This window comes from Lentzea albidocapillata (genome assembly GCF_000719115.1).
Lineage (GTDB): Bacteria > Actinomycetota > Actinomycetes > Mycobacteriales > Pseudonocardiaceae > Lentzea > Lentzea albidocapillata.
Genome location: NZ_JOEA01000007.1, coordinates 97,700 through 119,385 on the forward strand (window position 1 = coordinate 97,700; position 21,686 = coordinate 119,385).

The 21,686-nt window shown below is 68.8% G+C and carries 26 protein-coding genes; 15 read left to right on the forward strand and 11 right to left on the reverse strand.

What is annotated here, in order from left to right; genetic code table 11:
* Nucleotides 1-36 precede the first annotated feature (36 nt).
* Both hpf and secA read left to right on the forward strand, forming a co-directional pair.
* Entirely contained in the window at nucleotides 37-702 is a 666-nt protein-coding gene (gene hpf, locus IG04_RS0111420) for a ribosome hibernation-promoting factor, HPF/YfiA family (RefSeq protein ID WP_030476566.1), read from the forward strand.
* A gap of 366 nt (nucleotides 703-1,068) precedes the next feature.
* On the forward strand, nucleotides 1,069-4,011 hold the full coding sequence (gene secA / locus IG04_RS0111425) for a preprotein translocase subunit SecA (RefSeq protein WP_030476567.1): 2,943 nt from the start codon (nucleotides 1,069-1,071) through the stop codon (nucleotides 4,009-4,011).
* A gap of 71 nt (nucleotides 4,012-4,082) precedes the next feature.
* Here secA and IG04_RS0111430 read toward each other — a convergent pair whose 3' ends face one another.
* Nucleotides 4,083-4,490, reverse strand: coding sequence for an Rv3235 family protein (locus IG04_RS0111430; protein ID WP_144065207.1), 408 nt, complete (start codon nucleotides 4,488-4,490; stop codon nucleotides 4,083-4,085).
* A 69-nt stretch (nucleotides 4,491-4,559) separates the two neighbouring features.
* Between IG04_RS0111430 and IG04_RS0111435 the strand changes: the two genes are divergently transcribed.
* Nucleotides 4,560-4,970, forward strand: coding sequence for an HAD-IA family hydrolase (locus IG04_RS0111435; protein ID WP_030476569.1), 411 nt, complete (start codon nucleotides 4,560-4,562; stop codon nucleotides 4,968-4,970).
* An 84-nt stretch (nucleotides 4,971-5,054) separates the two neighbouring features.
* Nucleotides 5,055-5,354 (forward strand): hypothetical protein, encoded by a 300-nt coding sequence (locus IG04_RS0111440; protein WP_030476570.1) that lies wholly within the window; start codon nucleotides 5,055-5,057, stop codon nucleotides 5,352-5,354.
* Here IG04_RS0111440 and IG04_RS0111445 read toward each other — a convergent pair whose 3' ends face one another.
* On the reverse strand, nucleotides 5,355-6,101 hold the full coding sequence (locus tag IG04_RS0111445) for a TrmH family RNA methyltransferase (RefSeq protein WP_030476571.1): 747 nt from the start codon (nucleotides 6,099-6,101) through the stop codon (nucleotides 5,355-5,357).
* Between the two features lie 105 nt (nucleotides 6,102-6,206).
* On the opposite strand from IG04_RS0111445, the gene IG04_RS0111450 reads away from it, so the two are divergent.
* The 3 genes from IG04_RS0111450 to IG04_RS0111460 are packed head-to-tail and all read left to right on the forward strand — an operon-like array spanning nucleotide 6,207 to nucleotide 8,762.
* On the forward strand, nucleotides 6,207-6,872 hold the full coding sequence (locus IG04_RS0111450; RefSeq protein ID WP_030476572.1) for a phosphotransferase: 666 nt from the start codon (nucleotides 6,207-6,209) through the stop codon (nucleotides 6,870-6,872).
* Between the two features lie 10 nt (nucleotides 6,873-6,882).
* Entirely contained in the window at nucleotides 6,883-8,274 is a 1,392-nt protein-coding gene (locus IG04_RS0111455; protein WP_030476573.1) for a WS/DGAT/MGAT family O-acyltransferase, read from the forward strand.
* Nucleotides 8,271-8,762, forward strand: a complete 492-nt coding sequence (locus tag IG04_RS0111460) for a DUF6912 family protein (protein WP_030476574.1) — start codon at nucleotides 8,271-8,273, stop codon at nucleotides 8,760-8,762. Before IG04_RS0111455 ends, IG04_RS0111460 begins: the two co-directional genes overlap by 4 nt.
* Nucleotides 8,763-8,886: 124 nt before the next feature.
* Here the strand turns inward: IG04_RS0111460 and IG04_RS0111465 are convergent, their stop codons facing one another.
* Nucleotides 8,887-9,273 carry a VOC family protein gene (locus IG04_RS0111465; RefSeq protein ID WP_030476575.1) on the reverse strand — a complete coding sequence of 129 codons (387 nt, stop codon included), beginning with the start codon at nucleotides 9,271-9,273 and terminating at the stop codon, nucleotides 8,887-8,889.
* Nucleotides 9,274-9,309: 36 nt separating this feature from the next.
* On the opposite strand from IG04_RS0111465, the gene pruA reads away from it, so the two are divergent.
* The gene (pruA, locus tag IG04_RS0111470) at nucleotides 9,310-10,938 is read left to right on the forward strand and encodes an L-glutamate gamma-semialdehyde dehydrogenase (RefSeq protein ID WP_030476576.1); all 1,629 of its coding nucleotides are present in this window, start codon (nucleotides 9,310-9,312) and stop codon (nucleotides 10,936-10,938) included.
* Here pruA and IG04_RS0111475 read toward each other — a convergent pair.
* The 4 genes from IG04_RS0111475 to aroA all read right to left on the reverse strand — a co-directional run bounded on the left by IG04_RS0111475 (nucleotide 10,935) and on the right by aroA (nucleotide 14,469).
* Complete coding sequence (locus IG04_RS0111475) at nucleotides 10,935-11,663, reverse strand: NAD-dependent epimerase/dehydratase family protein (RefSeq protein ID WP_030476577.1); 729 nt, start codon at nucleotides 11,661-11,663, stop codon at nucleotides 10,935-10,937. The two genes, pruA and IG04_RS0111475, sit on opposite strands and share 4 nt — an antisense overlap.
* 78 nt (nucleotides 11,664-11,741) lie before the next feature.
* A complete protein-coding gene (locus IG04_RS0111480) occupies nucleotides 11,742-12,197 on the reverse strand; it encodes a hypothetical protein (RefSeq protein WP_144065208.1) in 456 nt (151 codons plus the stop codon).
* Complete coding sequence (gene rsgA / locus IG04_RS0111485) at nucleotides 12,194-13,198, reverse strand: ribosome small subunit-dependent GTPase A (RefSeq protein WP_030476579.1); 1,005 nt, start codon at nucleotides 13,196-13,198, stop codon at nucleotides 12,194-12,196. Before rsgA ends, IG04_RS0111480 begins: the two co-directional genes overlap by 4 nt.
* A gap of 2 nt (nucleotides 13,199-13,200) precedes the next feature.
* Complete coding sequence (aroA, locus tag IG04_RS0111490; protein ID WP_030476580.1) at nucleotides 13,201-14,469, reverse strand: 3-phosphoshikimate 1-carboxyvinyltransferase; 1,269 nt, start codon at nucleotides 14,467-14,469, stop codon at nucleotides 13,201-13,203.
* Between the two features lie 84 nt (nucleotides 14,470-14,553).
* On the opposite strand from aroA, the gene IG04_RS0111495 reads away from it, so the two are divergent.
* From IG04_RS0111495 to IG04_RS0111510, 4 genes are all read left to right on the forward strand, one after another.
* Complete coding sequence (locus IG04_RS0111495) at nucleotides 14,554-15,282, forward strand: SOS response-associated peptidase (protein WP_030476581.1); 729 nt, start codon at nucleotides 14,554-14,556, stop codon at nucleotides 15,280-15,282.
* Entirely contained in the window at nucleotides 15,279-15,890 is a 612-nt protein-coding gene (locus tag IG04_RS0111500; protein WP_030476582.1) for an alpha/beta hydrolase family protein, read from the forward strand. The genes IG04_RS0111495 and IG04_RS0111500 overlap by 4 nt, the downstream gene beginning before the upstream one ends.
* A 10-nt stretch (nucleotides 15,891-15,900) precedes the next feature.
* Nucleotides 15,901-16,443, forward strand: coding sequence for a DinB family protein (locus tag IG04_RS0111505; protein ID WP_030476583.1), 543 nt, complete (start codon nucleotides 15,901-15,903; stop codon nucleotides 16,441-16,443).
* A 134-nt stretch (nucleotides 16,444-16,577) separates the two neighbouring features.
* Nucleotides 16,578-16,766, forward strand: a complete 189-nt coding sequence (locus IG04_RS0111510) for a hypothetical protein (RefSeq protein ID WP_144065209.1) — start codon at nucleotides 16,578-16,580, stop codon at nucleotides 16,764-16,766.
* Here the strand turns inward: IG04_RS0111510 and ybaK are convergent.
* A complete protein-coding gene (gene ybaK / locus IG04_RS0111515; protein ID WP_030476585.1) occupies nucleotides 16,763-17,239 on the reverse strand; it encodes a Cys-tRNA(Pro) deacylase in 477 nt (158 codons plus the stop codon). The genes IG04_RS0111510 and ybaK overlap by 4 nt on opposite strands.
* Nucleotides 17,240-17,289: 50 nt before the next feature.
* On the opposite strand from ybaK, the gene IG04_RS0111520 reads away from it, so the two are divergent.
* Complete coding sequence (locus tag IG04_RS0111520; protein WP_084400915.1) at nucleotides 17,290-17,964, forward strand: sigma-70 family RNA polymerase sigma factor; 675 nt, start codon at nucleotides 17,290-17,292, stop codon at nucleotides 17,962-17,964.
* A complete protein-coding gene (gene rsrA, locus IG04_RS0111525) occupies nucleotides 17,961-18,221 on the forward strand; it encodes a mycothiol system anti-sigma-R factor (protein ID WP_030476587.1) in 261 nt (86 codons plus the stop codon). The genes IG04_RS0111520 and rsrA overlap by 4 nt, the downstream gene beginning before the upstream one ends.
* 72 nt (nucleotides 18,222-18,293) lie before the next feature.
* Here rsrA and IG04_RS48900 read toward each other — a convergent pair whose 3' ends face one another.
* On the reverse strand, nucleotides 18,294-18,368 hold the full coding sequence (locus IG04_RS48900) for a 50S ribosomal protein bL37 (protein WP_369809028.1): 75 nt from the start codon (nucleotides 18,366-18,368) through the stop codon (nucleotides 18,294-18,296).
* A gap of 55 nt (nucleotides 18,369-18,423) precedes the next feature.
* Between IG04_RS48900 and IG04_RS0111530 the strand changes: the two genes are divergently transcribed.
* A complete protein-coding gene (locus tag IG04_RS0111530) occupies nucleotides 18,424-19,902 on the forward strand; it encodes a PAS domain-containing sensor histidine kinase (RefSeq protein WP_030476588.1) in 1,479 nt (492 codons plus the stop codon).
* Between the two features lie 141 nt (nucleotides 19,903-20,043).
* On the opposite strand, the gene IG04_RS0111535 is transcribed toward IG04_RS0111530, so the two are convergent.
* Together IG04_RS0111535 and IG04_RS0111540 are read right to left on the reverse strand one after the other, a co-directional pair.
* Nucleotides 20,044-20,298 carry a WhiB family transcriptional regulator gene (locus IG04_RS0111535; protein WP_015104912.1) on the reverse strand — a complete coding sequence of 85 codons (255 nt, stop codon included), beginning with the start codon at nucleotides 20,296-20,298 and terminating at the stop codon, nucleotides 20,044-20,046.
* Nucleotides 20,299-20,543: 245 nt separating this feature from the next.
* Nucleotides 20,544-21,479 (reverse strand): diacylglycerol/lipid kinase family protein, encoded by a 936-nt coding sequence (locus IG04_RS0111540; protein ID WP_030476589.1) that lies wholly within the window; start codon nucleotides 21,477-21,479, stop codon nucleotides 20,544-20,546.
* Nucleotides 21,480-21,686: the final 207 nt, after the last annotated feature.

Here is a 21,686-nt window from a genome sequence, read left to right on the forward strand (position 1 = left end):
CAGCCATAGCTCGCAACAAAGCGAGGGAGGTCGTGTATGGACATCGTCGTTAAGGGCCGCAACGTCGAGGTGCCCGATCACTACAGGGTTCACGTCGCCGAAAAGCTGGCCCGGCTTGAGCGCTACGACCGCAAGGTCATCCGCTTCGACGTGGAACTCTTCCACGAGCCGAACCGCCGTCAGTCGAAGAACTGTCAGCGGGTCGAAATCACCGGCAAGGGACGTGGACCCGTGGTCCGTTCCGAAGCCTGCGCGGGTGACTTCTACGCCGCGCTCGATGCTGCGGTCGCGAAGCTCGAGAACCGTCTGCGTCGGTCACACGACCGCAGGCGCGTCCACCACGGGGCCCGCGCCCCGATCTCGGTGGCCGAAGCGACAAGCGGACTGGCTGACCGGTCCGCAGGCGAAAGCATGACGTCGCGCCGCGCCAAGACCGCGGTGCTCGACGCACCCGAGGCCGACTACGAGGGCATGGCGGAAGTGCCCACGCAGCGTTGGGACGACGGCCTCGAAGAAAAGTTGCCCGGACGCGTCGTACGCGAGAAGGAGCACGCCGCCAAACCGATGACCGTCGACCAGGCCCTCTACGAGATGGAACTGGTCGGACACGACTTCTACCTGTTCGCCGACGCCGAGTGCGGACGCCCGAGTGTCGTCTACCGCCGGAAGGGATTCGACTACGGCGTGATCAGGCTGGCCTGACCCCGCTCGACCCACGTTCCTTCGACCGCCGCCGCCCCGCACCCCTCGTGTGCGGGGCGGCGGTGTGCGTCTGCGGCCACCCGGCCCCCCATTCCGCGCATGGACGTTCACCGTGAAGGTGAACTTGGCCGGGCCAGGAACCTTTGCGCGGCACTCGTACGTTCTTCACTCCAGTAGCCGAGGTGGGGGCACCGGCGCCAGGCGGACTGCGGAAGATCGCAGAAACGGCACCTGACCTGCACAGACAAGGTCGCGTAACCCAATCCGCCTGTGTCCGTGCACACATCTTGGCGACTTGCCTACGATGGGCAGGGGAAAGGCGTCCGACGTGGGCGCGCCGCGATACAGGTGATGAGGTCTATCCAGATGGTGCTGTCCCGACTGCTCCGCTCCGGCGAGGGCAAGATGCTCAAGCGCCTCCGCAACATCGCACAGCACATCAACCACCTGGAAGACGAGGTGGTGGACCTCTCCGACGCAGAGCTTCGCGGCAAGACCGAGGAGTTCAGGAAGCGCCACGCCGAGGGCGAGTCGCTGGACGAGCTGCTGCCGGAGGCGTTCGCCGTGGCCCGCGAGGCCGCGAAGCGCACCCTCGGCCAGCGCCCCTACGACGTCCAGATGATGGGTGGCGCGGCGCTGCACCTCGGTCAGATCTCCGAGATGCGCACGGGTGAGGGCAAGACGCTGACCTCGGTCATGCCCGTCTACCTCAACGCCATCGCCGGCAAGGGCGTTCACGTCATCACCACGAACGACTACCTGGCCAAGCGCGACGCGGACTGGATGGGCCGTGTTCACCGCTTCCTGGGCATGACCGTCGGCGCGATCCTCTCCGAGATGACTCCGGAGCAGCGGCGCGCGTCGTACAACTCGGACATCACTTACGGCACGAACAACGAGTTCGGCTTCGACTACCTGCGCGACAACATGGCGTGGAGCCTGGACGAGTGCGTGCAGCGCGGCCACCACTTCGCGATCGTCGACGAGGTCGACTCGATCCTCATCGACGAGGCGCGCACGCCGCTGATCATCTCCGGCCCGGCCGAGCAGTCGGCCCGCTGGTACACCGAGTTCGCCCGGCTCGTGCCGCGCATGCGCGGCATCGACGTCACCCAGCTCTCCCAGAAGGACCGCATCGAGGTCATCGAGGAGAAGTCGAAGTCGTACCACTACCAGTACGACGAGAAGAAGCGCACGGTCGCCGTCACCGAGCTCGGCGTGGAGTTCATCGAGGACCAGCTCGGCATCGACAACCTGTACGAGGCGGCGAACACGCCGTTGGTGGGCTACCTGAACAACGCCCTCAAGGCGAAGGAGCTCTACAACCGCGACAAGGACTACATCCTCCGCAACGGTGAAGTCATGATCGTCGACGAGTTCACGGGTCGTGTGCTCTCCGGTCGCCGTTACAACGAGGGCATGCACCAGGCCATCGAGGCCAAGGAAGGCGTCGAGATCAAGGCGGAGAACCAGACTCTCGCCACGATCACGCTGCAGAACTACTTCCGCCTCTACGAGAAGCTCGGCGGCATGACCGGTACCGCCGAGACCGAGGCGGCCGAGTTCCACCAGACCTACAAGCTGGGCGTCGTCCCGATCCCGACGAACCGCCCGCCGCGGCGCACCGACCAGCCCGACCTCGTCTACAAGAGCGAGGAGGCGAAGTTCGAGGCGGTCGCCGAGGACATCGTCGAGAGGCACGCGAAGGGCCAGCCGGTCCTGATCGGTACGACGAGCGTCGAGCGCTCCGAGTACCTGTCGAAGCTGCTGGTGCGCAAGGGCATCCCGCACGAGGTGCTGAACGCGAAGCACCACGACCGCGAGGCGCTGATCATCGCGAAGGCCGGCCGCAAGGGCGCCGTCACGGTCGCCACGAACATGGCCGGTCGTGGTACCGACATCGTGCTGGGCGGCAACCCGGACATCATCGCCGACCACGAGCTGCGCGACCGCGGCCTCGACCCGGTGACCACGCCGGAGGAGTACGAGACCGAGTGGGCCAAGGTCGTCGAGGAACTGACGACCCAGGGCAAGGCGGAGGCCGACGAGGTCCGCGAGGCGGGCGGTCTCTACGTGCTCGGCACCGAGCGCCACGAGTCGCGCCGCATCGACAACCAGCTCCGCGGCCGCACCGGCCGTCAGGGCGACCCCGGTGAGTCGCGCTTCTACCTGTCCCTGCAGGACGAACTGATGCGCCGCTTCAACGCCACCATGGTCGAGATGGTCATGACGCGCCTGAACGTGCCGGACGACGTGCCGATCGAGCACAAGATGGTCACCCGCGCCATCCGCAGCGCGCAGACCCAGGTCGAGCAGCAGAACTTCGAGATCCGCAAGAACGTCCTCAAGTACGACGAGGTCATGAACCGCCAGCGCACGGTGATCTACGCCGAGCGCCACCGCGTTCTCGCCGGAGAGGACCTCCGCGACCAGGTCGAGCACATGATCGAGAGCGTCGTCGAGGAGTACGTCAACGGCGCCACGGCCGACGGTTACGCCGAGGACTGGGACTTCGAGAAGCTCTGGACCGCCCTCAAGACCCTCTACCCGATCTCGCTGGACCCGAAGGAGATCCTCGAGTCCGACGAGGACGTCACGCGCGAGTACCTGCGCGACCTCCTGGTGAACGACGCGATGGACGCCTACCGCGCCCGCGAGACCGACATCGAGGGCCGTGTCGGCGAAGGCGCCATGCGCGAACTGGAGCGTCGCGTCCTGCTGTCCGTCCTGGACCGCAAGTGGCGTGAGCACCTGTACGAGATGGACTACTTGAAGGAGGGCATCGGCCTGCGCGCGATGGCGCAGCGCGACCCCCTCATCGAGTACCAGCGCGAGGGCTTCGAGATGTTCAACGCGATGCTCGACGCGTTGCGCGAGGAGACCGTCGGCTTCCTCTTCAACCTCCAGGTCGAAGCGGCGGAGCCGGAGCCCGCCGAGCCCGAGGTCCCCGTGACCCTGGGCGCGGCCCCGCAGGCCCTCCCGCAGGTGTCGGGCAACGGCGGAGGCGCACGCGCCCGTGCCCGCGCCGCGGCGGCTGCCCAGCAGCAGGCCCAGCGCGAGCCCGACGCCCCCGCAGGCCCGGCCATGGCCCAGCTGGCCAGCGGCAACGCCATCCCGCCCGCCCTGCGCGGCAAGGGCCTCGGCAGCCCCGGTCAGCAGAACCTGAGCTACAGCGGCCCGGCCGAGGACGGCGGCGTCGACGAGCACGGCGAGACGGGCGGCGCGGCCGGCCAGCAGGGCGGCGGCACCCGCAAGGAGCGCCGCGAGGCTGCCCGCCAGGCGGCGAAGAACAACCGCAAGAAGGGCTGACGCCCCACCGCACCACCACTGCGTGGGCCGCGTTCCTCCGGGACCGCGGCCCACGTGGCGTTTGGGGGGCCTCACTCCAGCACCGTGAACGACGTGAACCACCACCTCCCGCCGGCGTGCTCGGCCCGACCGGCCGCGGCCAGCACCCGCCCCTCCCGCCGCAAGGTCACCGACATCTCCGCCACCAGCCGCGACGGATGGCAGACCCGAGGCGCCCGCACCATCCGCGTGGTCCGGGCACGGACCGACCCGCCGAGCCGGGCCGCCAGCACGGGCACCGCGATCTCCCGCAACAACCGGGCAGGGCGCCGTCCGTCCAGCACCTCCAGCACCGCCGAGAGCAGCCGTGCGGCATCCAGCGCGGGGGACGGTGGCTCCGGCACCGGGACCCACACCGGGCGCGGCCGGGGCAGGGGAATCCGGGAGGGGCCTCCGACCGGAGGCTCGTAGGCGGGCAGGCGGCGAACAACTGGGGGCATGGTTGACCTGGCGAGCCGGCAACGAGATCAGGACACCGAACACCCGAAAGTGGGGTTACGGTCGCCACCATGCTGAAAGCCCTGGTGCTCGACTACGGCGGCGTCCTGACCGACCCCGGCGAGGACAACCCCGCCGAACCGCCGCTGCTCACCGCCCTGCGCAAGGCCAGGCAGCACGGGCTCAAGACCGCCCTGCTGTCCAATGCGGACGGGTGGTGGCAGCCGCCCGGCGCGCTGACCGCGGTACTGGACGCCGCGGTCATCTCCGGCGAGGTCGGGCTCGTCAAGCCGGACACCGAGATCTACCTGCTCACGGCCACCAAGCTGAACGTGAAGCCGGAGGAGTGCGTCTTCGTCGACGACCTCGCGGTCAACGTCCGAGGGGCTGCCAAGGCGGGCATGGTCGGTGTCCACCATCGGTCGACACGGTCCACCCTCGAGGAGCTGGAAATCCTGCTAGCGATCGCGCTCCGCGATTAAGGGTTCACCCCGGCGCGTCATTGCCCCTTTTTCGGCCAGGCACTAGCGTTGAATTTGCCGGTAGTCGATTGAATAGGGGAGAAAATGCGAAGAATTGTCGCTTGTGTTGCGCTCGCCATTGCAGCCACGGCAATTGCATCACCCGCGCAGGCGCAGGAACGCGGCTGCTACGAGGACTATCTGAGGGACGGGCGCACCATCGAGGTCTTCTGTGACGAAGGCCGGCCAGGGCGGTTCCGGGCCGTCGCGCACTGCACGAACGGGCTCGGGGTCTGGGACCAGTACGGGACGATCGGCCGGGTCAGGGGCGAGCCCTCGGTGGCGGAGTGCACGTCACTGCTGGGGTACCCGCGGGTCAACGGGTACCACGTCGACTGGATCTGATCACTGAGCCCGGCGCACCAGCTCGAAGCAGAGCACAGCCGCCGCTGACGCGACGTTCAGGGATTCCACGCCCGCCGCCATCGGAATCGACAGCCAGGACGTGATGTGCGGACGCACGTCCTCGGTGATTCCGGACGTTTCGCTGCCCAGCACGAAAGCCGCGCGCTGCGGGAAAGAAGCGGAATAAATCGTGTCGGACGCGTGGGAATCGAGCGCGTGGAGCGAATAACCGGACGCGCGCAACAAAGCAGAGGCCTCCGCCGAGGTGCCGCAGCGCAGAACGGGCGCGCGGAAAGCCACTCCGGCGGAGGCCTTCACCACGAGCGGGTCGATCGAGGCGACGCCTCGGCGGGGCACGACGATGCCGTCGATGCCCGCGGCGGTCGCGGTGCGCAGGATCATGCCCACGTTCGCGGGGGTCGTGATGCCGTCCAGCACGAGCACGGACCGCAGCGAACCCTCTTCCAGGGCCAGCGCCAGCGGCTTCATGCGCGGCGCGACCACGTCGGCGAGCACGCCCTGGTCCTGCTTGCCGTTGCCGGCCAGCACCTTCACGCGCTGCGCGGTCGCCCGCTGCACGGCGACGCCACGCGTACGGGCCGCGTCGAGGATCTCGCGCGCGGCCGGGCCACGGGCCGTGTCGGCGAGCACCACCTTGTCGACCGTGAGCGCCGGGTCGTCCAGCGCCTCCAGCACTGGCTTGCGGCCGTAGACGGTGACGAAGCGGTCCTTGGGCGAGATCTCCACGGGAAGAGGGTGACAGAGGCGGGCACAGCGGGCTCAAACGGGTGAAGAGCTCCACTAGAGCCGTTCGGCCCTTGTGCTTTGGATCATATCGATGATGATCGTCACATGACGTCAGGTATGCGCAGCGTCGCGCAACGTCAACATCTCGCGAGCGGTCAGGACTCGGATGTGTTCATCCGGTCCGACGGGCTGCTCGTCAAACGCACGCGCACAGGCCGTGACCTGCGGCGCGAGGCCGAGATGATGCTGTACCTGAGCGGCTACGGCATCCCCGTCCCGCGCGTGCACGAGGCCACGGAAGACGAACTGGTCATGCAGTACGTGCCGGGCCCGCGGATGTCCGAGGAGATCGGCCGCAAGCCGTGGCTCGCGGGCAGCCTCGGCGAGGAGCTCGCGGACCTGCACCACCGTCTCGACGTCATCCCGGCGCCCGGCTTCCTCAGCGGCGAGGGCGATCTGCTGCACCTCGACCTGCACCCCGGCAACGTCGTGCTCGGCCCGGACGGTCCCGTGGTCCTGGACTGGGCGAGCGCCACCAAGGGCGACCGCAGGCTCGACGTCGCACTGAGCTGGGTGTCGCTCGCCGTCGCGCACCTCGCACCGGTCATGAAGCTCACGCGCTGGCGGTTCCTCCGCTCGTTCATGGCCAACGTCGACCCGGAGGCGAGGGACGCGATTCCGGAGGCCGCGCGCATCCGGCTGGAGCGGCACGACCGCGATCCGCGCGAACGCGCCGCACTTCAGAAGCTGATGGACCGCGAACGCCACTAGGCTGGGGTGCATGCCGGACCGCCTGTCAGCGTTGGACGCCTCGTTCCTGTACCTGGAGGACGCCAAGACGCCGATGCACGTCGGCGGAGTGGCGGTGTTCCGGCGGCCCAAGGCGGGCTTCGACTACGACAAGCTCGTTGATCTCATCGAGCAACGCCTCAGCCTCGTGCCGCGCTACCGGCAGAAGGTCGTGCACGTCCCCGGACGCATCGCACGCCCCGTGTGGGTTGACGACCCGGACTTCGACGTCACCTACCACGTTCGCCGGAGCGCCCTGCCCAAGCCGGGCAACGAGACGCAGCTGCACGACCTGATCGCGCGCCTGATGTCGCGCCCGCTCGACCACTCCCGCCCGCTGTGGGAGATCTACCTGGTCGAGGGCCTGGAGAAGAACCAGACCGCGGTCATCACCAAGACCCACCAGGCCATGATCGACGGCATCGCGTCGCTGGAGATCGGCCAGGTCATGCTGGACGTCTCGCCGACGCCGCGCACCAACGTCGAGAACCTCTGGATGCCGCAGCCCGAGCCCGGTTCGCTGCAGCTCGTGGCCGACGCGGTCACCGACATCGTGCACAGCCCCGGCGAGCTCGTGGAGAACGTGCGCAGCGCCGCCCTCGACACCTTCAACACGGTCGAGAAGGTCTTCAACGCGTTCGGCGTGCTCGCCTCGGCCGTCCGCACCGCCGCCACGCCCGCGCCGGGCTCCCCGCTGAACGTCCGCATCACCTCACCGCAGCGCCGGTTCGCCGTCGCGCGTGCCCAGCTCGACGACCTGCGCGCCATCCGCAAGCAGCACGGCGGCACGGTCAACGACGTGGTGCTCGCGGCCCTGAGCGGCGCCCTGCGCAACTGGCTGCTCAGCCGCGGCGAGAACGTCACCGGCAGCACCACGATCCGCGCCATGGCCCCGCTGAGCGTCCGCGAGGCCGACCCGGACTCGGGCAACAACGTGAGCGCCTACCTGGTCGACCTCCCGGTCGGCGAGCCGAACCCGGTCGTCCGCCTGCACCACGTGAGCCACGCGATGCGCGCGCACCAGGAGTCCGGCCAGTCCGTCGCCGCCGACGCGCTGGTGAAGGTCTCCGGCTTCGCCCCGCCGACGTTGCACGCGCTCGGCGCACGCGCCGCCAGCTCGTTCAGCCGCCGGCTGTTCAACGTCATCGTCACCAACGTTCCCGGCCCGCAGGTGCCGCTGTACGCGGCGGGGGCGAGAATGACCGAGATCTTCCCGGTCGTCCCGCTCGCCAAGAACCAGGCGCTGGCCATCGGGGTGACCTCTTACGACGGCGGTGTGTACTTCGGTTTGAACGGCGACCGCGACGCCATGTCCGATGTGGACGTTCTCGCGACCATGGTCGAGGAGTCGGTGGAGGAATTGATGGGGACGGCCAGCGCATGAGGGTCTACATCCCGGCCACGGTGCCGATGCTGCGCGCGTTCGTCGACAGCGGCGAACTGGCTCCGATCACCGGTACGGCGTTCGCGCTGACGCCGGCGTTGCGCGAGTCCTACGCGGCGGGCGACACGGAGGAGCTGGAGTACGCGGCGATGCTCGACGCCGCCCGTGCCTCCCTGCGGCTGCTCGCGGCCGACGAGAAGGCCGAGCCGCGGCGCGCGGTGCTCGCGGTGGACATGGACGACGTGACGTTGCGTCCGGACCTCGACTTCTCGGTCGTGAAGGTCGGCGGTTCGTTCACCCTGAAGGACGTCGCCGCCGTGCACCTCGACACGGCCGAGGCCGAACAGGACGTGCGCGCGGCCGCGGACGTCATCGACGCGGCGGACCTGGGCGACCCGGACGCGGAGTTCGTCCTGGGCAGCGCCGAGGACCACGAACTGGCCTGGTACGCGGCGCAGGAGCTCCCGTTCGTCCTGGAACTGCTCTAGCGCCGCTGGTCGAACCCGGCTGCCCGGTAGGTGGCCGGTACCAGCCCAGATCCCCGGGGTGGAGCTGGAACGGCAGGTCGTCGTGCTGCCATTCACGCAGGGCCGTGCACGGCCTCGTCCAGCATCACATTCCCTCCGCGGGCTCCCACAGCTCGATCCGGTTGCCCTCGGGGTCGACACACCACCCGAACATGCCGAACTCCGAATCCTCGGTGTCGGGCAGCACCTCGACACCGCGCGCCTTCAGCTTGGCCATCAACGACGCCAGGTCGTCCACGCGCAGGTTCAGCATGGTGCGCTGGTGGGGCTCGCCGATGTACTGCGTGTCCTGCGCGAACAACGCCATCGTCGTCGTGCCGGGGTACTCGTTCGTCGCCGTGTCGAGCCAGTGGAAGGTGACGGTGCCCTTCTCGCTCATCGGCACGCCCAGGTTGTCGCGATACCAGGCGGCCAAGCGCACAGGGTCCCTTGAACGCAGGAAAACCCCGCCGATGCCAGTCACCCGCGCCACCCGACGGACCCTACTACCGCGTGCCACGATGGGGGAATGGACGCCGTCACGTCTGCACCCGAACCGGTCAACGAGCCCGTGCGCACCTATGCACCCGGTAGCGCCGAACGGGCCAGCCTGCAGGCACGCATCGCGGAGCTCGAAGGCACCACGCACGAGCTGACGATGACCATCAGCGGTGAGCAGCGGATGGGCGGTGGCGACCGCATCGACGTGGTCAAGCCGCACGACCACAGGCACGTTCTCGGCGTGACGGCGCAGGCCACGAACTCCGACGTCGCCGATGCCATGCGCGCCGCCCAGCACGCCGCACCGGGCTGGCAGGAGCTGCCGTTCGACGAACGGGCCGCGGTGCTGCTGCGGGCGGCCGACCTGCTCGCGGGGCCGTGGCGCGACACCCTCAACGCCGCCACGATCCTCGGCCAGTCGAAGTCCGTGCAGCAGGCCGAGATCGACGCGGCGTGCGAGCTCATCGACTTTCTGCGCTTCAACGTCCACTTCGGCCGCCGCATCCTCGAAGAGCAGCCGGTGTCGTCGCCGGGCGTGTGGAACCGGATGGACCACCGGCCGCTCGACGGGTTCGTCGTGGCGATCACGCCGTTCAACTTCACCGCCATCGCGGGCAACCTGCCGCTGGCGCCCGCCCTGATGGGCAACGCGGTGCTGTGGAAGCCGTCGCCGACACAGCAGCTGGCCGCGCACTTCACCATGCGGCTGCTCGAGGAAGCGGGCCTGCCGCCGGGCGTGATCAACCTCGTGACCGGCGACGGCCAGGCGTTGAGCCAGGTCGCGTTGCGGGACAGGTTCTTCGCCGGTCTGCACTTCACCGGCTCCACCCGCACGTTCAAGGCGCTGTGGCAGACCATGGCGGGCAACCTCGACAACTACCGCGCCTACCCGCGCGTCGTCGGCGAGACCGGCGGCAAGGACTTCGTGCTGGCTCACGCTTCCGCAGATCCCCAGGCGCTCGTCACCGGGTTGGTGCGCGGTGCTTTCGAGTACCAGGGCCAGAAGTGCTCAGCGGCCTCGCGGTCGTACATCGCGCGGTCGTTGTGGGAGGGCGGCGTGCGCGACCAGCTGCTCGACGTCACGAAGTCGTTGTCCTACGGCGATGTCACGGACCTGTCGGTGTTCGGCGGAGCGGTGATCGACCACCGCGCGTTCGCCAAGCACAAGGAGGCGTTGCTGATGGCGTCCGCGTCCACCTCGGTCGAGGTGCTCGCCGGCGGCTCGTGCGACGACTCGGTGGGCTACTTCGTCGACCCGACCGTGCTGCTCGGCAACGACCCGCGCCACGACATCTTCACGACCGAGTACTTCGGCCCGATCCTCGCCGTGCACGTCTACGAGGACGCGGACTTCCCGAGGATCATGGAGACCATCGACACCGCGACGCCGTACGCGCTGACCGGCGCGATCTTCGCGCGCGACCGGGCCGCCATCGACCAGGCACACCGCGCGTTGCGGTTCGCCGCGGGCAACTTCTACGTCAACGACAAACCGACCGGCGCCGTCGTCGGGCAGCAGCCGTTCGGCGGGTCGCGCGGTTCCGGCACCAACGACAAGGCGGGCTCGATCTACAACCTGCAGCGGTGGACGAGCCCGCGCGCCATCAAGGAGACCCTGGTGCCGCACACGGACCACCGGTACCCGCACATGGGTTAGTGCCGCGGTTTCCAGCCGGTGGCCTCGGTGAGCTTCGTGCTCACCACCCGCTGCGACCTGCCGAAGACCTCGAACGACGCGGCGAGCTTGCCCATGAACTTCGGCAGGCGTGTGATTCCCATGTCCCGCTTGAGAACCGGCGTCCCGACGTTGTAGACGCCCGCAGGCGCATCCAGCGCGGCAATCGCCGCGGCTGCCGCGTCCGCGGGGTGCACGACCGACATCCAGCCGTCGCCCACGAGCACCGGCGGCGACTGGGCCTCGCCCCCGACCAGCATCCCGATGCGCAGGAACACGCCGCCGGGGTGCCTAAGGACGTTGTGCTGCGCCATGACCGAACTGGCGATGTGCCCGACGGGCTTGATCGGCGCGCTCTCGTCGAGCTCGCGGTCACCACCGTCCGCGTAGACGAACGAGATGCCCTCCTGCACGACCCGCCCGACCCCGGCCCTGATCGCGGCCTCGGCCACGGCGGCACTGCCCTCGGTGCGAAGGCGGTTGTTCTCCGCCCACGCGCTCGCGAGCGCGGCCTTCGCGCTGAGCGGGATGCGGGTGGCGAGGTTGAGGACGGCGTCGTAGCCCGTGAACGCGGCCGTGAGCTGGTCCACGTCGAACACCGAGGTCGTGTGCCGGTCCAGCACGCCGACCTCGTGCCCGGCCGCCCGCAACTGGGGGACCGCTTCCCGTCCGAGCACGCCCGTCGCACCGATCACGAATACCTTCATGGCCAGTGGACGAGACAGCACGTCAGGTTGTGACAACCACCCATGCGAAGGCGTCCTGCGCGAGCGGCAGCAAACGCTTCACTTCGGGAGCCTTTCCAGCGCCTTCGCCGCCAGCCCCTGCGTGACCTGCCCGACCAGGTTGAGGTCGTGGTTGCGCTGCAGGACCTTCAGCCCGATGAGCTGCCCTTCCTTCACCTCGACGACGGCGTCGCACGTCACCTCGCCCGAGGTGTCGACGCATTTGCGCGTGAGCGGACGGTCGTTGATCACCCCGCCGTAGCCGCCGTCGGACAGCAGCTTCTGCGACTCGTCCGCGTACTTCGCTGTCAGCAGCGTGAGGCGCACGGTCAGCGAGTCGAACGGGAAGTCGCAGGCCCGCTCGGTCCTGGTGGGAGACCCGTTCAACTGCCCCGCGTCCCCGGACGCGAGCAGTGTGCAGGGATCGACCTCCGTGAACGCCGGCGCCTTGGGTTCCTCCGGGGTAGAGCACGCGGCGAGAGCGACCAGCAGGGGCAACGTCCAGCGCATGCTCATGATCCGTCCGTGTAGTCGTCCATGCCGGCACGGGACGCGAGCAACCGCCGCAACGACGTCAACCGGCCCGGCGCGTCCGGCACCAGTTCGTCCAGCATGCAGCCGGGGTCCTCGGGCGAGCCCAGGTGGCCACAGCCGGGCGGGCACTCCTCGGCGGCCTCGGCGAAGTCCGGGAAGGCCTTCACGATGTCGTCCGGCGTGATGTGGGCGAGGCCGAACGAGCGGATGCCCGGCGTGTCCACGACCCAGCCGCCCTCGGGCAGCCACAGGGCGACGGCCTGGGTGGAGGTGTGCCGGCCCTTGCCGACGCCGGACACCACGCCCACCGCGCGGTTCGCGTCCGGCACGAGTTTGTTGACCAAAGTAGATTTGCCGACGCCCGAGTGGCCGATGAGGCACGACACCGTGTTCGTCAGCCGGGCGCGTAGTTCGGCGGGCTCCTCGTCGGAGCGTGTCACGACCACCGGCACGTCGAGTTCGGTGTAGAGCGCCAGCAACTCCTCCGGCGACGCCAGGTCCGACTTCGTCAGGCACAGCACCGGTTCCAGGCCGCCGGCGTACGCGGCGACCAGGCAGCGGTCGATGAAACCCGTGCGCGGCGGGGGATCCGCCAGCGCGACGACCATGATGAGCTGGGACGCGTTCGCGACGACGACCCGTTCGAACGGGTCGGTGTCGTCCGCGGTCCGGCGCAGGACCGAGGTCCGCTCCTCGACGCGCACGATGCGGGCCAGCGTGTCCGGCTGGCCCGACGTGTCGCCGACGATGCCGACCTGGTCGCCGACCACGACCGGGGTGCGGCCCAGTTCCCGTGCGCGCATCGCCGTGACGACGGCGCCGGACTCCATCGCGCACGTCCAGCGGCCCCGGTCCACGCCGATGACCATGGCGGTCTCGGCGTCGGCATGTTCCGGCCGCCTCTTGCTGCGTGGGCGCGTCCCCCTGCCGGGGCGCACGCGCACGTCGGACTCGTCGAGTTTGCGCCAGTCCCGCTTGCTCACTTCTACGCGCCCCCGGTGAGCATGGCGTCCCACATGCCGGGGAAGTCCGGGATCGTCTTGGTGGTGCTGCCGATGTCGTCGACCGACATGCCCGGCACCACCAGCCCGATGATCGCGCCCGCGGTCGCCATCCGGTGGTCCGCGTAGGCCTTCCACACGCCGCCGTGCAGCGGAGCGGGGTCGATGACCAGCCCGTCCTCGGTCTCGGTCGCGTTGCCGCCGACCGCGTTGATCTCGTTGACGAGCGCGGCGATCCGGTCGGTCTCGTGGCCGCGGATGTGCGCCACGCCCCGGATGGTCGTGCGGCCCTCGGCCAGCGCCGCGAGCGCGGCGACGGTCGGCGTGAGCTCGCTCTCGTCCCGCAGGTCGATGTCCACACCGGACAGCTTCGCCGGGCCCCGCACGGTCAGGCCGCGCTCCGACACCTCGACCGCACAGCCCATGCGCTCCAGGATGCCGCGCACCGCGTCGCCGGGCTGGGTCGTGACGGCGGGCCAGTGCGGGATCGTCACCTCGCCACCGGTCACCGCGGCCGCCGCGAGGAACACCGTCGCGTTCGACAGGTCCGGCTCCACGTGCCACGTGCGTGCCCTGATCACACCGGGCTCGACGCGCCACACGTTCGGCACGCTCGTGTCCACCCCGACGCCGACCGACCGCAGCGTCTCGACCGTCATGTCGATGTGCGGCAACGAGGGCACGGGCTTGCCGTCGTGCCGGATCGTCACACCCTTGTCGAACCGGGCGGCGGACAGCAGCAGCCCGGAGACGAACTGGGACGAGCCCGACGCGTCGATCGTCACCTCGCCACCGGGCACCGATCCCGTGCCGTGCAACGTGAACGGCAGCGCGTCCCCGTCGATCTCGACGCCCAGCGACCGCAGCGCACCCAGCACGGTGCTCATCGGCCGCGTCCGCGCGTGCGGGTCGCCGTCGAACCGGATCTCGCCCTCGGCCAGCGCGGCGGCGGGCGGCAGGAAGCGCATGACCGTGCCCGCGAGACCGCAGTCGACCTCGGCCGGCCCGCGCAGCAGACCGGGCAGTACGTCCCAGCCGCCGTCCTCGCGATCGGTGATGCCGACACCCAGCGACGAGAGTGCGGCCGTCATCAGCACCGTGTCGCGGCTGCGCAGCGGCGTGTGGACCGTGGACGGTCCATCGGCCAGTGCCGCGAGGACCAGAACGCGGTTCGTGATCGACTTCGAGCCGGGCACCGGCACCGTCGAGTGGACTGGGCCGGGCGCGCTGGGGGCTGACCAGTGCTGAGTCATGCATGAATGATCCCGCATCGGCCTTGGCAAGCTCGCACAGGTGTTCCGGTCGTGGGACAATTGGGACTTCGGAGGTGATCGGATTTGTGTGGTAGGTACGCCTCCACCAAGGACCCGGCGCTGCTTGCGGCCGAGTTCGACGCGGTGGACGGGACCGGCGACGAGGCACCGGGGGCGGACTACAACATCGCTCCCACCAAGCGCGTCATGGCCGTGGTCGAGCGGCAGCCCGAGGACGAGGAGCTGGAACGCAGCATCCGCGTCATGCGCTGGGGTCTCGTCCCGCACTGGGCCAAGGACCTCTCCGGCGCGGCCAAGATGATCAACGCTCGCGCCGAGAGCGTGCTGACCAAGCCCGCGTACAAGCAGTCGGCGATCAAGCGGCGCTGCATCATCCCCGCCGCCGGTTGGTACGAGTGGCAGCCAGGTGAGGGGCGCAAACAGCCGTACTTCATCACGCTCGGGGACGACACGTCGCTGGCGATGGCGGGCCTGTGGTCCGTGTGGTGGAAGGACGACGTTCCGACCGTGACGTGCGCTGTGCTCACCACGGACGCCATCGGCGCGATGACCGAGGTGCACCACCGCATGCCGTTGCTGCTGCCTCAGGACCGATGGTCGGCGTGGCTCGACCCGACGTCGCTCGACCCGAGCGAGCTGCTGGCCCCCGACCCGTCGATCGTCGAGGCGCTCGAGCTGCGTCCGGTGTCGACCGAGGTGAACAGCGTGAAGAACAACGGGCCGTCCCTGATGGACCGCGTCTCGCTCACCGAAGACGAGAAGCCCTCACCCACGTTGTTCGAGCTGTCATGACCACGCTGTTGGTGGACACGCCGCACGGCCCCGCACGGGCCTCACTGCACTGTGCCCACGAACCGCGTGCGGCACTGCTCCTGGGTCACGGCGCCGGTGGCGGCGTCGAGGCCCCGGATCTCGTCGCCGCGTGCCGCGCCGCGAACTCCGTCGGAGTGCACGTGGCGTTGATCGAACAGCCCTACCGCGTCGCGGGCCGTCGTGCCCCGGCGCCGGCCGGCCAGCTCGACACGGCGTGGCTGTCGGTGGTCGAGGACCTGGGCGAACGCTGGTTCGACGGCCTGCCCCTGGTGTTCGGGGGCAGGTCGTCGGGCGCGCGCGTGGCCTGCCGGACCTCGGTCGAGGGCCAGGCCGTGGCGGTGCTGTGCCTGGCGTTCCCGGTGCACCCGCCGGGCAAGCCGGAGAAGTCGCGGATGGCCGAGCTGGACGGTGTCGAGGTCGCCACGCTGGTCGTACAGGGCGAGAACGACCCGTTCGGCCAGCCCGGCCACGCCCACCACCGTGAGGTCGTGCTGCTCAAGGGCGACCACTCCCTGAAGGCGTCGGTCGCGGACGTCGGCCGCTATGTCGGCGAGTGGATGGACCGGGTGTTGCGTCCGCTCGACTAACGTGCGGCGCATGACGGTTTTCGATGAGCAGGGCAGGCCAGAACCACCGATGGGCGGCGACGAGCTCGCCACCCTCAAAGGCTTCCTCGAGTTCCACCGCGCCACCCTCATCTGGAAGATCGAGGGCCTCACCGCGGAGCAGCTCAACGCGACCGCCGCGAAGTCCACGATGACCCTGGGCGGGATGGTCAAGCATCTCGCCTACGTGGAGCAGCAGTGGTTCCGCGTCGTCCTGCACGACCGTGAGCCGCTGGAACCGTGGGCGAGCGTCGACTGGAAGACCGACAACGACTGGGACTGGTGCTCGGCTGCCGACGACACCCCGGAGCAGTTGCGTGCGTTGTGGCTGCGCGCTGTCGACGGCGCCAGGAAGGACCTCATCGAGGCGCTCAGGCGCGGCGACCTGAGCCAACCGGCGAAGCGAGCGCCGTGGCGTGACGGGCGCGTCCCCAGCCTGCGGTGGATCCTCACTCACATGATCGAGGAGTACGCCCGCCACAATGGTCACGCCGACCTGATCAGGGAAGCGATCGACGGCCAGACGGGCGAATAGCGCCTGGCCGAAAGCACGGTAGTTCTATTTTCGTGACAACCGAATGCTCATCGACGGCGCAGGCCGACGAGGCGCGGTGGTGTACCGGAGATGACCTGGTGATCAGCGCCCACGACATGTGCCAGAGGTCGGACATGAACGTCCCACTGACCGGTGGCCAGGGCGAATACAGCGAGGCGACCATCCACGGGTACCTCCACGCCGTCCTCTGCGTGGGCTCGCGGGTCAGTGGCCCGCACGTGGTCCCCGCGTCCATCCAGTTCGACCTGCCCGGCCAGGGCAGCCTCGGTGACCGGGTCACCGTCACGTGGCCGGTCAGCTAGGCGCTGATATTCGCGACCACCGCGTTGGTGAGTCGCACCAGTTCGGCCGGCGCGAGCTCGACTTCGAGTCCGCGCCGGCCGGCACTGCAGAACAGGGTGTCGAACTCCAGAGCAGAAGCGTCGACCACCACCGGCAGGCGCTTTTTCTGGCCGAGAGGTGAAATACCTCCGGCGACATAACCGGTTGCGCGTTCGGCGTCGGCGACGACCGCCATCTTCGCTTTCTTGCCCTTCAGCGCGGCGGCGAGACCCTTCAGGTCGAGCTGCACCGTCACCGGCACGACGCCGACCGCGAGCTTGCCGTCCACCTCGGCCACGAGCGTCTTGAAGACACGCTCCGGCACCAGCCCGAGAGCCTCGGCCGCCTCCAGCCCGTAGGACTCGTGGCGGGGGTCGTGCTCGTACGAGTGCAAGGTGTGCGCCACCCGCTGCTTGTCCAGCAGCGCTGTGGCGGGGGTCCCACGTCCGGCCATGCGGAATTACTACCAGCACCACGGTTGTTACTGAGAACGTGGCAACGAACATGCTTGAGCGGTCACGCGTAAAGTCAGTCCCGACCCAGAACCTGTGGGAAGGGAGCGCGGTGCCCGCCACCGGCACGACAGAGACGACGGCGGAGCGCGCTGCACGTTTCGAGCGCGACGCGATGCCCATGCTCGACCAGCTGTACTCGGCTGCCCTGCGCATGACGCGCAATCCGGCGGACGCCGAGGACCTGGTGCAGGAGACGTTCCTCAAGGCCTATTCGGCGTTCGCGTCCTTCTCGGAGGGCACGAACCTCAAGGCCTGGCTGTACCGGATCCTGACGAACACCTACATCAACGGCTACCGCAAGAAGCAGCGCCAGCCGCTCCAGCAGCCGACCGACGAGATCACGGACTGGCAGCTGGCGCGAGCGGAGAGCCACACCTCGTCCGGGCTGCGCAGCGCCGAGGTCGAGGCACTCGACAACCTGCCCGACAGCGACGTCAAGGAAGCATTGCAGCGGTTGCCGGAGGAGTTCCGGATCGCGGTCTACCTCGCCGATGTCGAAGGCTTCGCGTACAAGGAGATCGCAGACATCATGGGCACCCCGATCGGCACGGTGATGTCCCGGTTGCACCGGGGCCGTCGCCAGCTCCGCGACATGCTGGCGGACGTCGCCCGCGACCGCGGTTTCCTCCGAGGCGGCAACGGTAGCAACGGAGGCGCGTCATGAACTGCGGCGAACCCCACGACACCGACTGCTCGGAGGTGCTGTCCGAGGTCTGGCTGTTCCTGGACCAGGAATGCGACCAGGGCCGGCGCGCGGCGCTGCAGACGCACCTCGACGAGTGCCATCCGTGCCTGGAACAGTTCGGGCTGGAGGAGCACCTCAAGGCGCTGCTGGCCCGCAAGTGTGGCGGAGACTACGCGCCGGCCGATCTGAAGGCGCGCATCCGAGCCACGATCGTGGAGATCCGCGCCGAGGACTGAACGCCCCAGCAAGCCCCCAGCAAGACGAAAGGCCCTGGTCACCGTGGTGGTGGCCAGGGCCTTTCGCAGTACTCAGGCGTTGGGGCGCTTGCCTCGGTTGGCGCCGCCCTTTTTGCGGTCGCGGCGCTTGCGAGCACGCTTCGACATGGGAGTCTCCTAGGATCAGAACTTGCTTCACCGACCAGTTTCTCATGGAGGAGTTCTGAGCACGCTCACGGACCTGCTGGCCGAGCACACCAAGCTCTCCGGCGCCGCCGTCGACCACCTCCAGTTGGTCGTCGCGGAGTGGCAACTCCTCTCCGACCTGTCGTTCGCGGACTTCGTCATGTGGGTCCCGCTCGAAGACGACAGGTTCCTCTGCGTCGCCCAGGCCCGTCCCACGACGGCGCCCACGGCCCACCCGGAGGACGTCGTCGGCAGCGAGGTCGACACGGAGGACCATCCGCAGCTGCGCCGGGCCATCGACGAGTCGCGGATCTGCCGCGAGGAGGACCCGCGCTGGCACCTGGGCGTGCCGGTGCGGCGCGAGACCATCCCGGTGCGACTGGGCAGGCAGGTCATCGCGGTGCTGAGCCGCAGCACCAACCTGGCGGTGCCGCGCGTGCCGTCGCCGTTGGAGATCTCGTACCTCGGCAGTGCGGCCGACCTGTGCCAGATGATCGCGGACGGCACGTTCCCCGCGCCCGAACCCTCGCCGGACGTCCACACCAGCCCGCGCGTCGGTGACGGCCTGATCAGGCTCGATCCGTCCGGTGCGGTCGTGTTCGCCTCGCCGAACGCGCTGTCCGCCTACCACCGCATGGGACACGCATCAGATCTCGTCGGCGTGCATCTCGCACCGCTGACGCGCAGCCTGATCGGCGACCCGTTCGACGCCACCGAGGTCGCTCAGCGCATCAGGCAGGCGCTGGACGGCCAGCCGTCGATGCGGATGGAGGCCGAGTCACGCCGTGGCGCCGCCGTGTTGTTCCGCTCTTTGCCCCTTAGGCCACGCGGACAGGCCGCAGGCGCCATCGTGTTGTGCCGCGACGTCACCGAGGTGCGCCGCCGCGACCGCGCGTTGATGTCCAAGGACGCCACGATCCGCGAGATCCACCACCGCGTGAAGAACAACCTGCAGACCGTCGCGGCCCTGCTGAGGCTGCAAAGCCGCAGGTTGAGCAACCCGGAGGCGAAGGAGGCACTGGCCGAGTCCGTTCGCCGTGTGACCTCGATCGCACTGGTTCACGAGACGTTGTCGATGAGCGTCGACGAGCGGGTCGACCTCGACGACGTCGTCGACAAGGTCATCCCGATGATGAGCGATGTGGCGGTCACCGAGACCCAGGTCAGCGTGCGCCGTGAGGGTGGGTTCGGCATCGTGCCGGCCGAGATCGCCACCCCACTGGTGATGGTGCTGACCGAACTCGTGCAGAACGCCTTTGAGCACGCCTACGCGCCTGGCCAGCGCGGGGAGGTTGTCGTGCACTCGGAGCGGTCCGCGAAATGGCTCGACGTGACGATCACCGACGATGGCAAGGGCCTTCCGCAGGGTTTCTCCCTGGAACGCACCGATCGGCTGGGTCTGCAGATCGTTCGGACCCTTGTCGATTCCGAATTGAGAGGCTCTCTGAGCTTGCGGCGAAGGCCCCGAGGCGGTACAGAGGCGGTCCTGCGCGTGCCGCTCAGAGGGCGGCGCTAAACTAACGCCGTGCACACGTGACGACCAGCCTCAGCGGTCTCACGTGGTCATGCGGGAGGGTGTGCAAACAAAAGAAAAAGCCCGACACCTGGCACGGTGTCGGGCTTCTTCTTTATCGCTAGTTCGCGGCTAACTGCCTGGTCAGGCGTTGCTGCGGGCCCGCGTGCGGGCGTTGCGGCGCTTGAGGGCGCGGCGCTCGTCTTCGCTCATCCCGCCCCACACACCGGCGTCCTGGCCGCTCTCGAGCGCCCACGCGAGGCAGTCGGAGACGACGGGGCACCGGCGGCAGACGGTCTTCGCCTCGGCGATCTGAAGCAGCGCGGGACCACTGTTCCCAACGGGGAAGAACAGCTCGGGGTCCTCGTCGCGGCAGATCGCGCGGTGGCGCCAGTCCATTGGAACTACTCCTCAGCCTAGGCGCGCACAAAGGCACGCCGGTTGTCAGCGGTCGGTTTGGGGTGCTTGTGAATGCTTTCACGAACGGCTGGGATGTCAAGGGGTAACCACTGACCCGGTGAGTGAACTCACCCAAAAGATCGACAGCGTTCACCTGGGGTTTCACGCTCTGCTGTCACTCGACCGCAGTACATCCCGGCTGGATACCGAGACGGTCACGAAGCGATCACGGACTGTCAAGTTCCTTATACGGCAACAGTCAATGCATCGGCGACCGCACGGAACTCCACCGCCGTGGTCGTTCCGAGGAAATCTCCGTCAACCTGGAGGTTCGCGGGTTCCTCGCACTTCACTCTGACATAACCCACGTCATCACGCCGAACGAGATTCGCGCTCTTCGGATTCCCCGTCGCCAGGACCTGGGCCACGTAGCGCCCGACCGTGGGCACCCGCAACGTCCTCAACGCACTCAGGCCGAGGCCGCCGTCGAACGACGTGCTGGGGTTGAGCTGGATCGCCCTGTCACCGAAGTACGTCCACGGATCGGTGTTCGACACGAACACCATGCCGACGTCGTCGAACGGCGCCTCGTCCGGCACCTCGACGGTGAAGTGCTGCGGCTTGCGCACGTTCTGCGCATAAGCCTTGAGGGCGACGCTCAAATAGAGAGCGGGACTGGCGTTGTAGCCCTTGGCGCGCTTGCGTTCCACAGCGGCGACGACATCGGCGTCGAGGCCCATGCCCGCGTTGAAGGTGAACCAGCGGCCGCCCTCGATGACGTCCGCGAAGACCTGGCCGAGCCCGATGCGGCGCCTGGTGCCGTGCTCGATCGCCTGCAGCAGGACGTGTGTGGCCTCGACGGGGTCGCGCGGAATGCCGAGCGCGCCCGCGAAGACATTGGCCGAACCGCCGGGCACGACGCCCAGCATCGGCTTCTCGGGGCGGGGACCGCCGAGCAGGATGCCGTTGACCACCTCGTTGACCGTGCCGTCGCCGCCGTGGGCGATGACCAGGTCGACCCCGTCCGCCGCGGCCTGGTGGGCGGCGTCCGCCGCATGGCCGCGGTAGGAGGTCTCGATGACCTCCAGCTTCACGTCGCTGGCGAGTGCGTGCGCCAATACGTCACGACCCGCCGGCGTCGTTGTAGTCGCCTGCGGGTTCACCACGAGAAGAGCGCGCACAACTTGAGAGTAAGACAGTGCGTGACCGTCCGCGGCTCGCATGTCCTCCCTCAGGGTGGCTACAGCCTCACGAAAGTGGCGTAAATCTCCCCTCCGTCAGCACCGCGTTCACCTCGCAGCCGAGTGCACCCCGGACGACCGCCGGCTCGCTGAAGGCCCCTTGATCTTCCCGCGCGGGACGTGCTCGGAGAGCCCTCCAACCGGGTG

Coding starts and splice junctions, on each gene's coding strand:
- IG04_RS0111440 (WP_030476570.1), top strand. CDS start 5,055: ATGCGAAGAATTGTCGCTTGTGTTGCGCTCGCCATTGCAGCCACGGCA.
- aroA (WP_030476580.1), bottom strand. CDS start 14,469: ATGACTCAGCACTGGTCAGCCCCCAGCGCGCCCGGCCCAGTCCACTCG.
- IG04_RS0111450 (WP_030476572.1), top strand. CDS start 6,207: ATGACGTCAGGTATGCGCAGCGTCGCGCAACGTCAACATCTCGCGAGC.
- IG04_RS0111430 (WP_144065207.1), bottom strand. CDS start 4,490: ATGCCCCCAGTTGTTCGCCGCCTGCCCGCCTACGAGCCTCCGGTCGGA.
- secA (WP_030476567.1), top strand. CDS start 1,069: ATGGTGCTGTCCCGACTGCTCCGCTCCGGCGAGGGCAAGATGCTCAAG.
- IG04_RS0111460 (WP_030476574.1), top strand. CDS start 8,271: ATGAGGGTCTACATCCCGGCCACGGTGCCGATGCTGCGCGCGTTCGTC.
- ybaK (WP_030476585.1), bottom strand. CDS start 17,239: ATGGCCGGACGTGGGACCCCCGCCACAGCGCTGCTGGACAAGCAGCGG.
- IG04_RS0111510 (WP_144065209.1), top strand. CDS start 16,578: ATGAACGTCCCACTGACCGGTGGCCAGGGCGAATACAGCGAGGCGACC.
- rsrA (WP_030476587.1), top strand. CDS start 17,961: ATGAACTGCGGCGAACCCCACGACACCGACTGCTCGGAGGTGCTGTCC.
- pruA (WP_030476576.1), top strand. CDS start 9,310: ATGGACGCCGTCACGTCTGCACCCGAACCGGTCAACGAGCCCGTGCGC.
- hpf (WP_030476566.1), top strand. CDS start 37: ATGGACATCGTCGTTAAGGGCCGCAACGTCGAGGTGCCCGATCACTAC.
- IG04_RS0111500 (WP_030476582.1), top strand. CDS start 15,279: ATGACCACGCTGTTGGTGGACACGCCGCACGGCCCCGCACGGGCCTCA.
- IG04_RS0111505 (WP_030476583.1), top strand. CDS start 15,901: ATGACGGTTTTCGATGAGCAGGGCAGGCCAGAACCACCGATGGGCGGC.
- IG04_RS0111475 (WP_030476577.1), bottom strand. CDS start 11,663: ATGAAGGTATTCGTGATCGGTGCGACGGGCGTGCTCGGACGGGAAGCG.
- IG04_RS0111455 (WP_030476573.1), top strand. CDS start 6,883: ATGCCGGACCGCCTGTCAGCGTTGGACGCCTCGTTCCTGTACCTGGAG.
- IG04_RS0111435 (WP_030476569.1), top strand. CDS start 4,560: ATGCTGAAAGCCCTGGTGCTCGACTACGGCGGCGTCCTGACCGACCCC.
- IG04_RS0111480 (WP_144065208.1), bottom strand. CDS start 12,197: ATGAGCATGCGCTGGACGTTGCCCCTGCTGGTCGCTCTCGCCGCGTGC.
- IG04_RS0111535 (WP_015104912.1), bottom strand. CDS start 20,298: ATGGACTGGCGCCACCGCGCGATCTGCCGCGACGAGGACCCCGAGCTG.
- IG04_RS0111520 (WP_084400915.1), top strand. CDS start 17,290: ATGCTTGAGCGGTCACGCGTAAAGTCAGTCCCGACCCAGAACCTGTGG.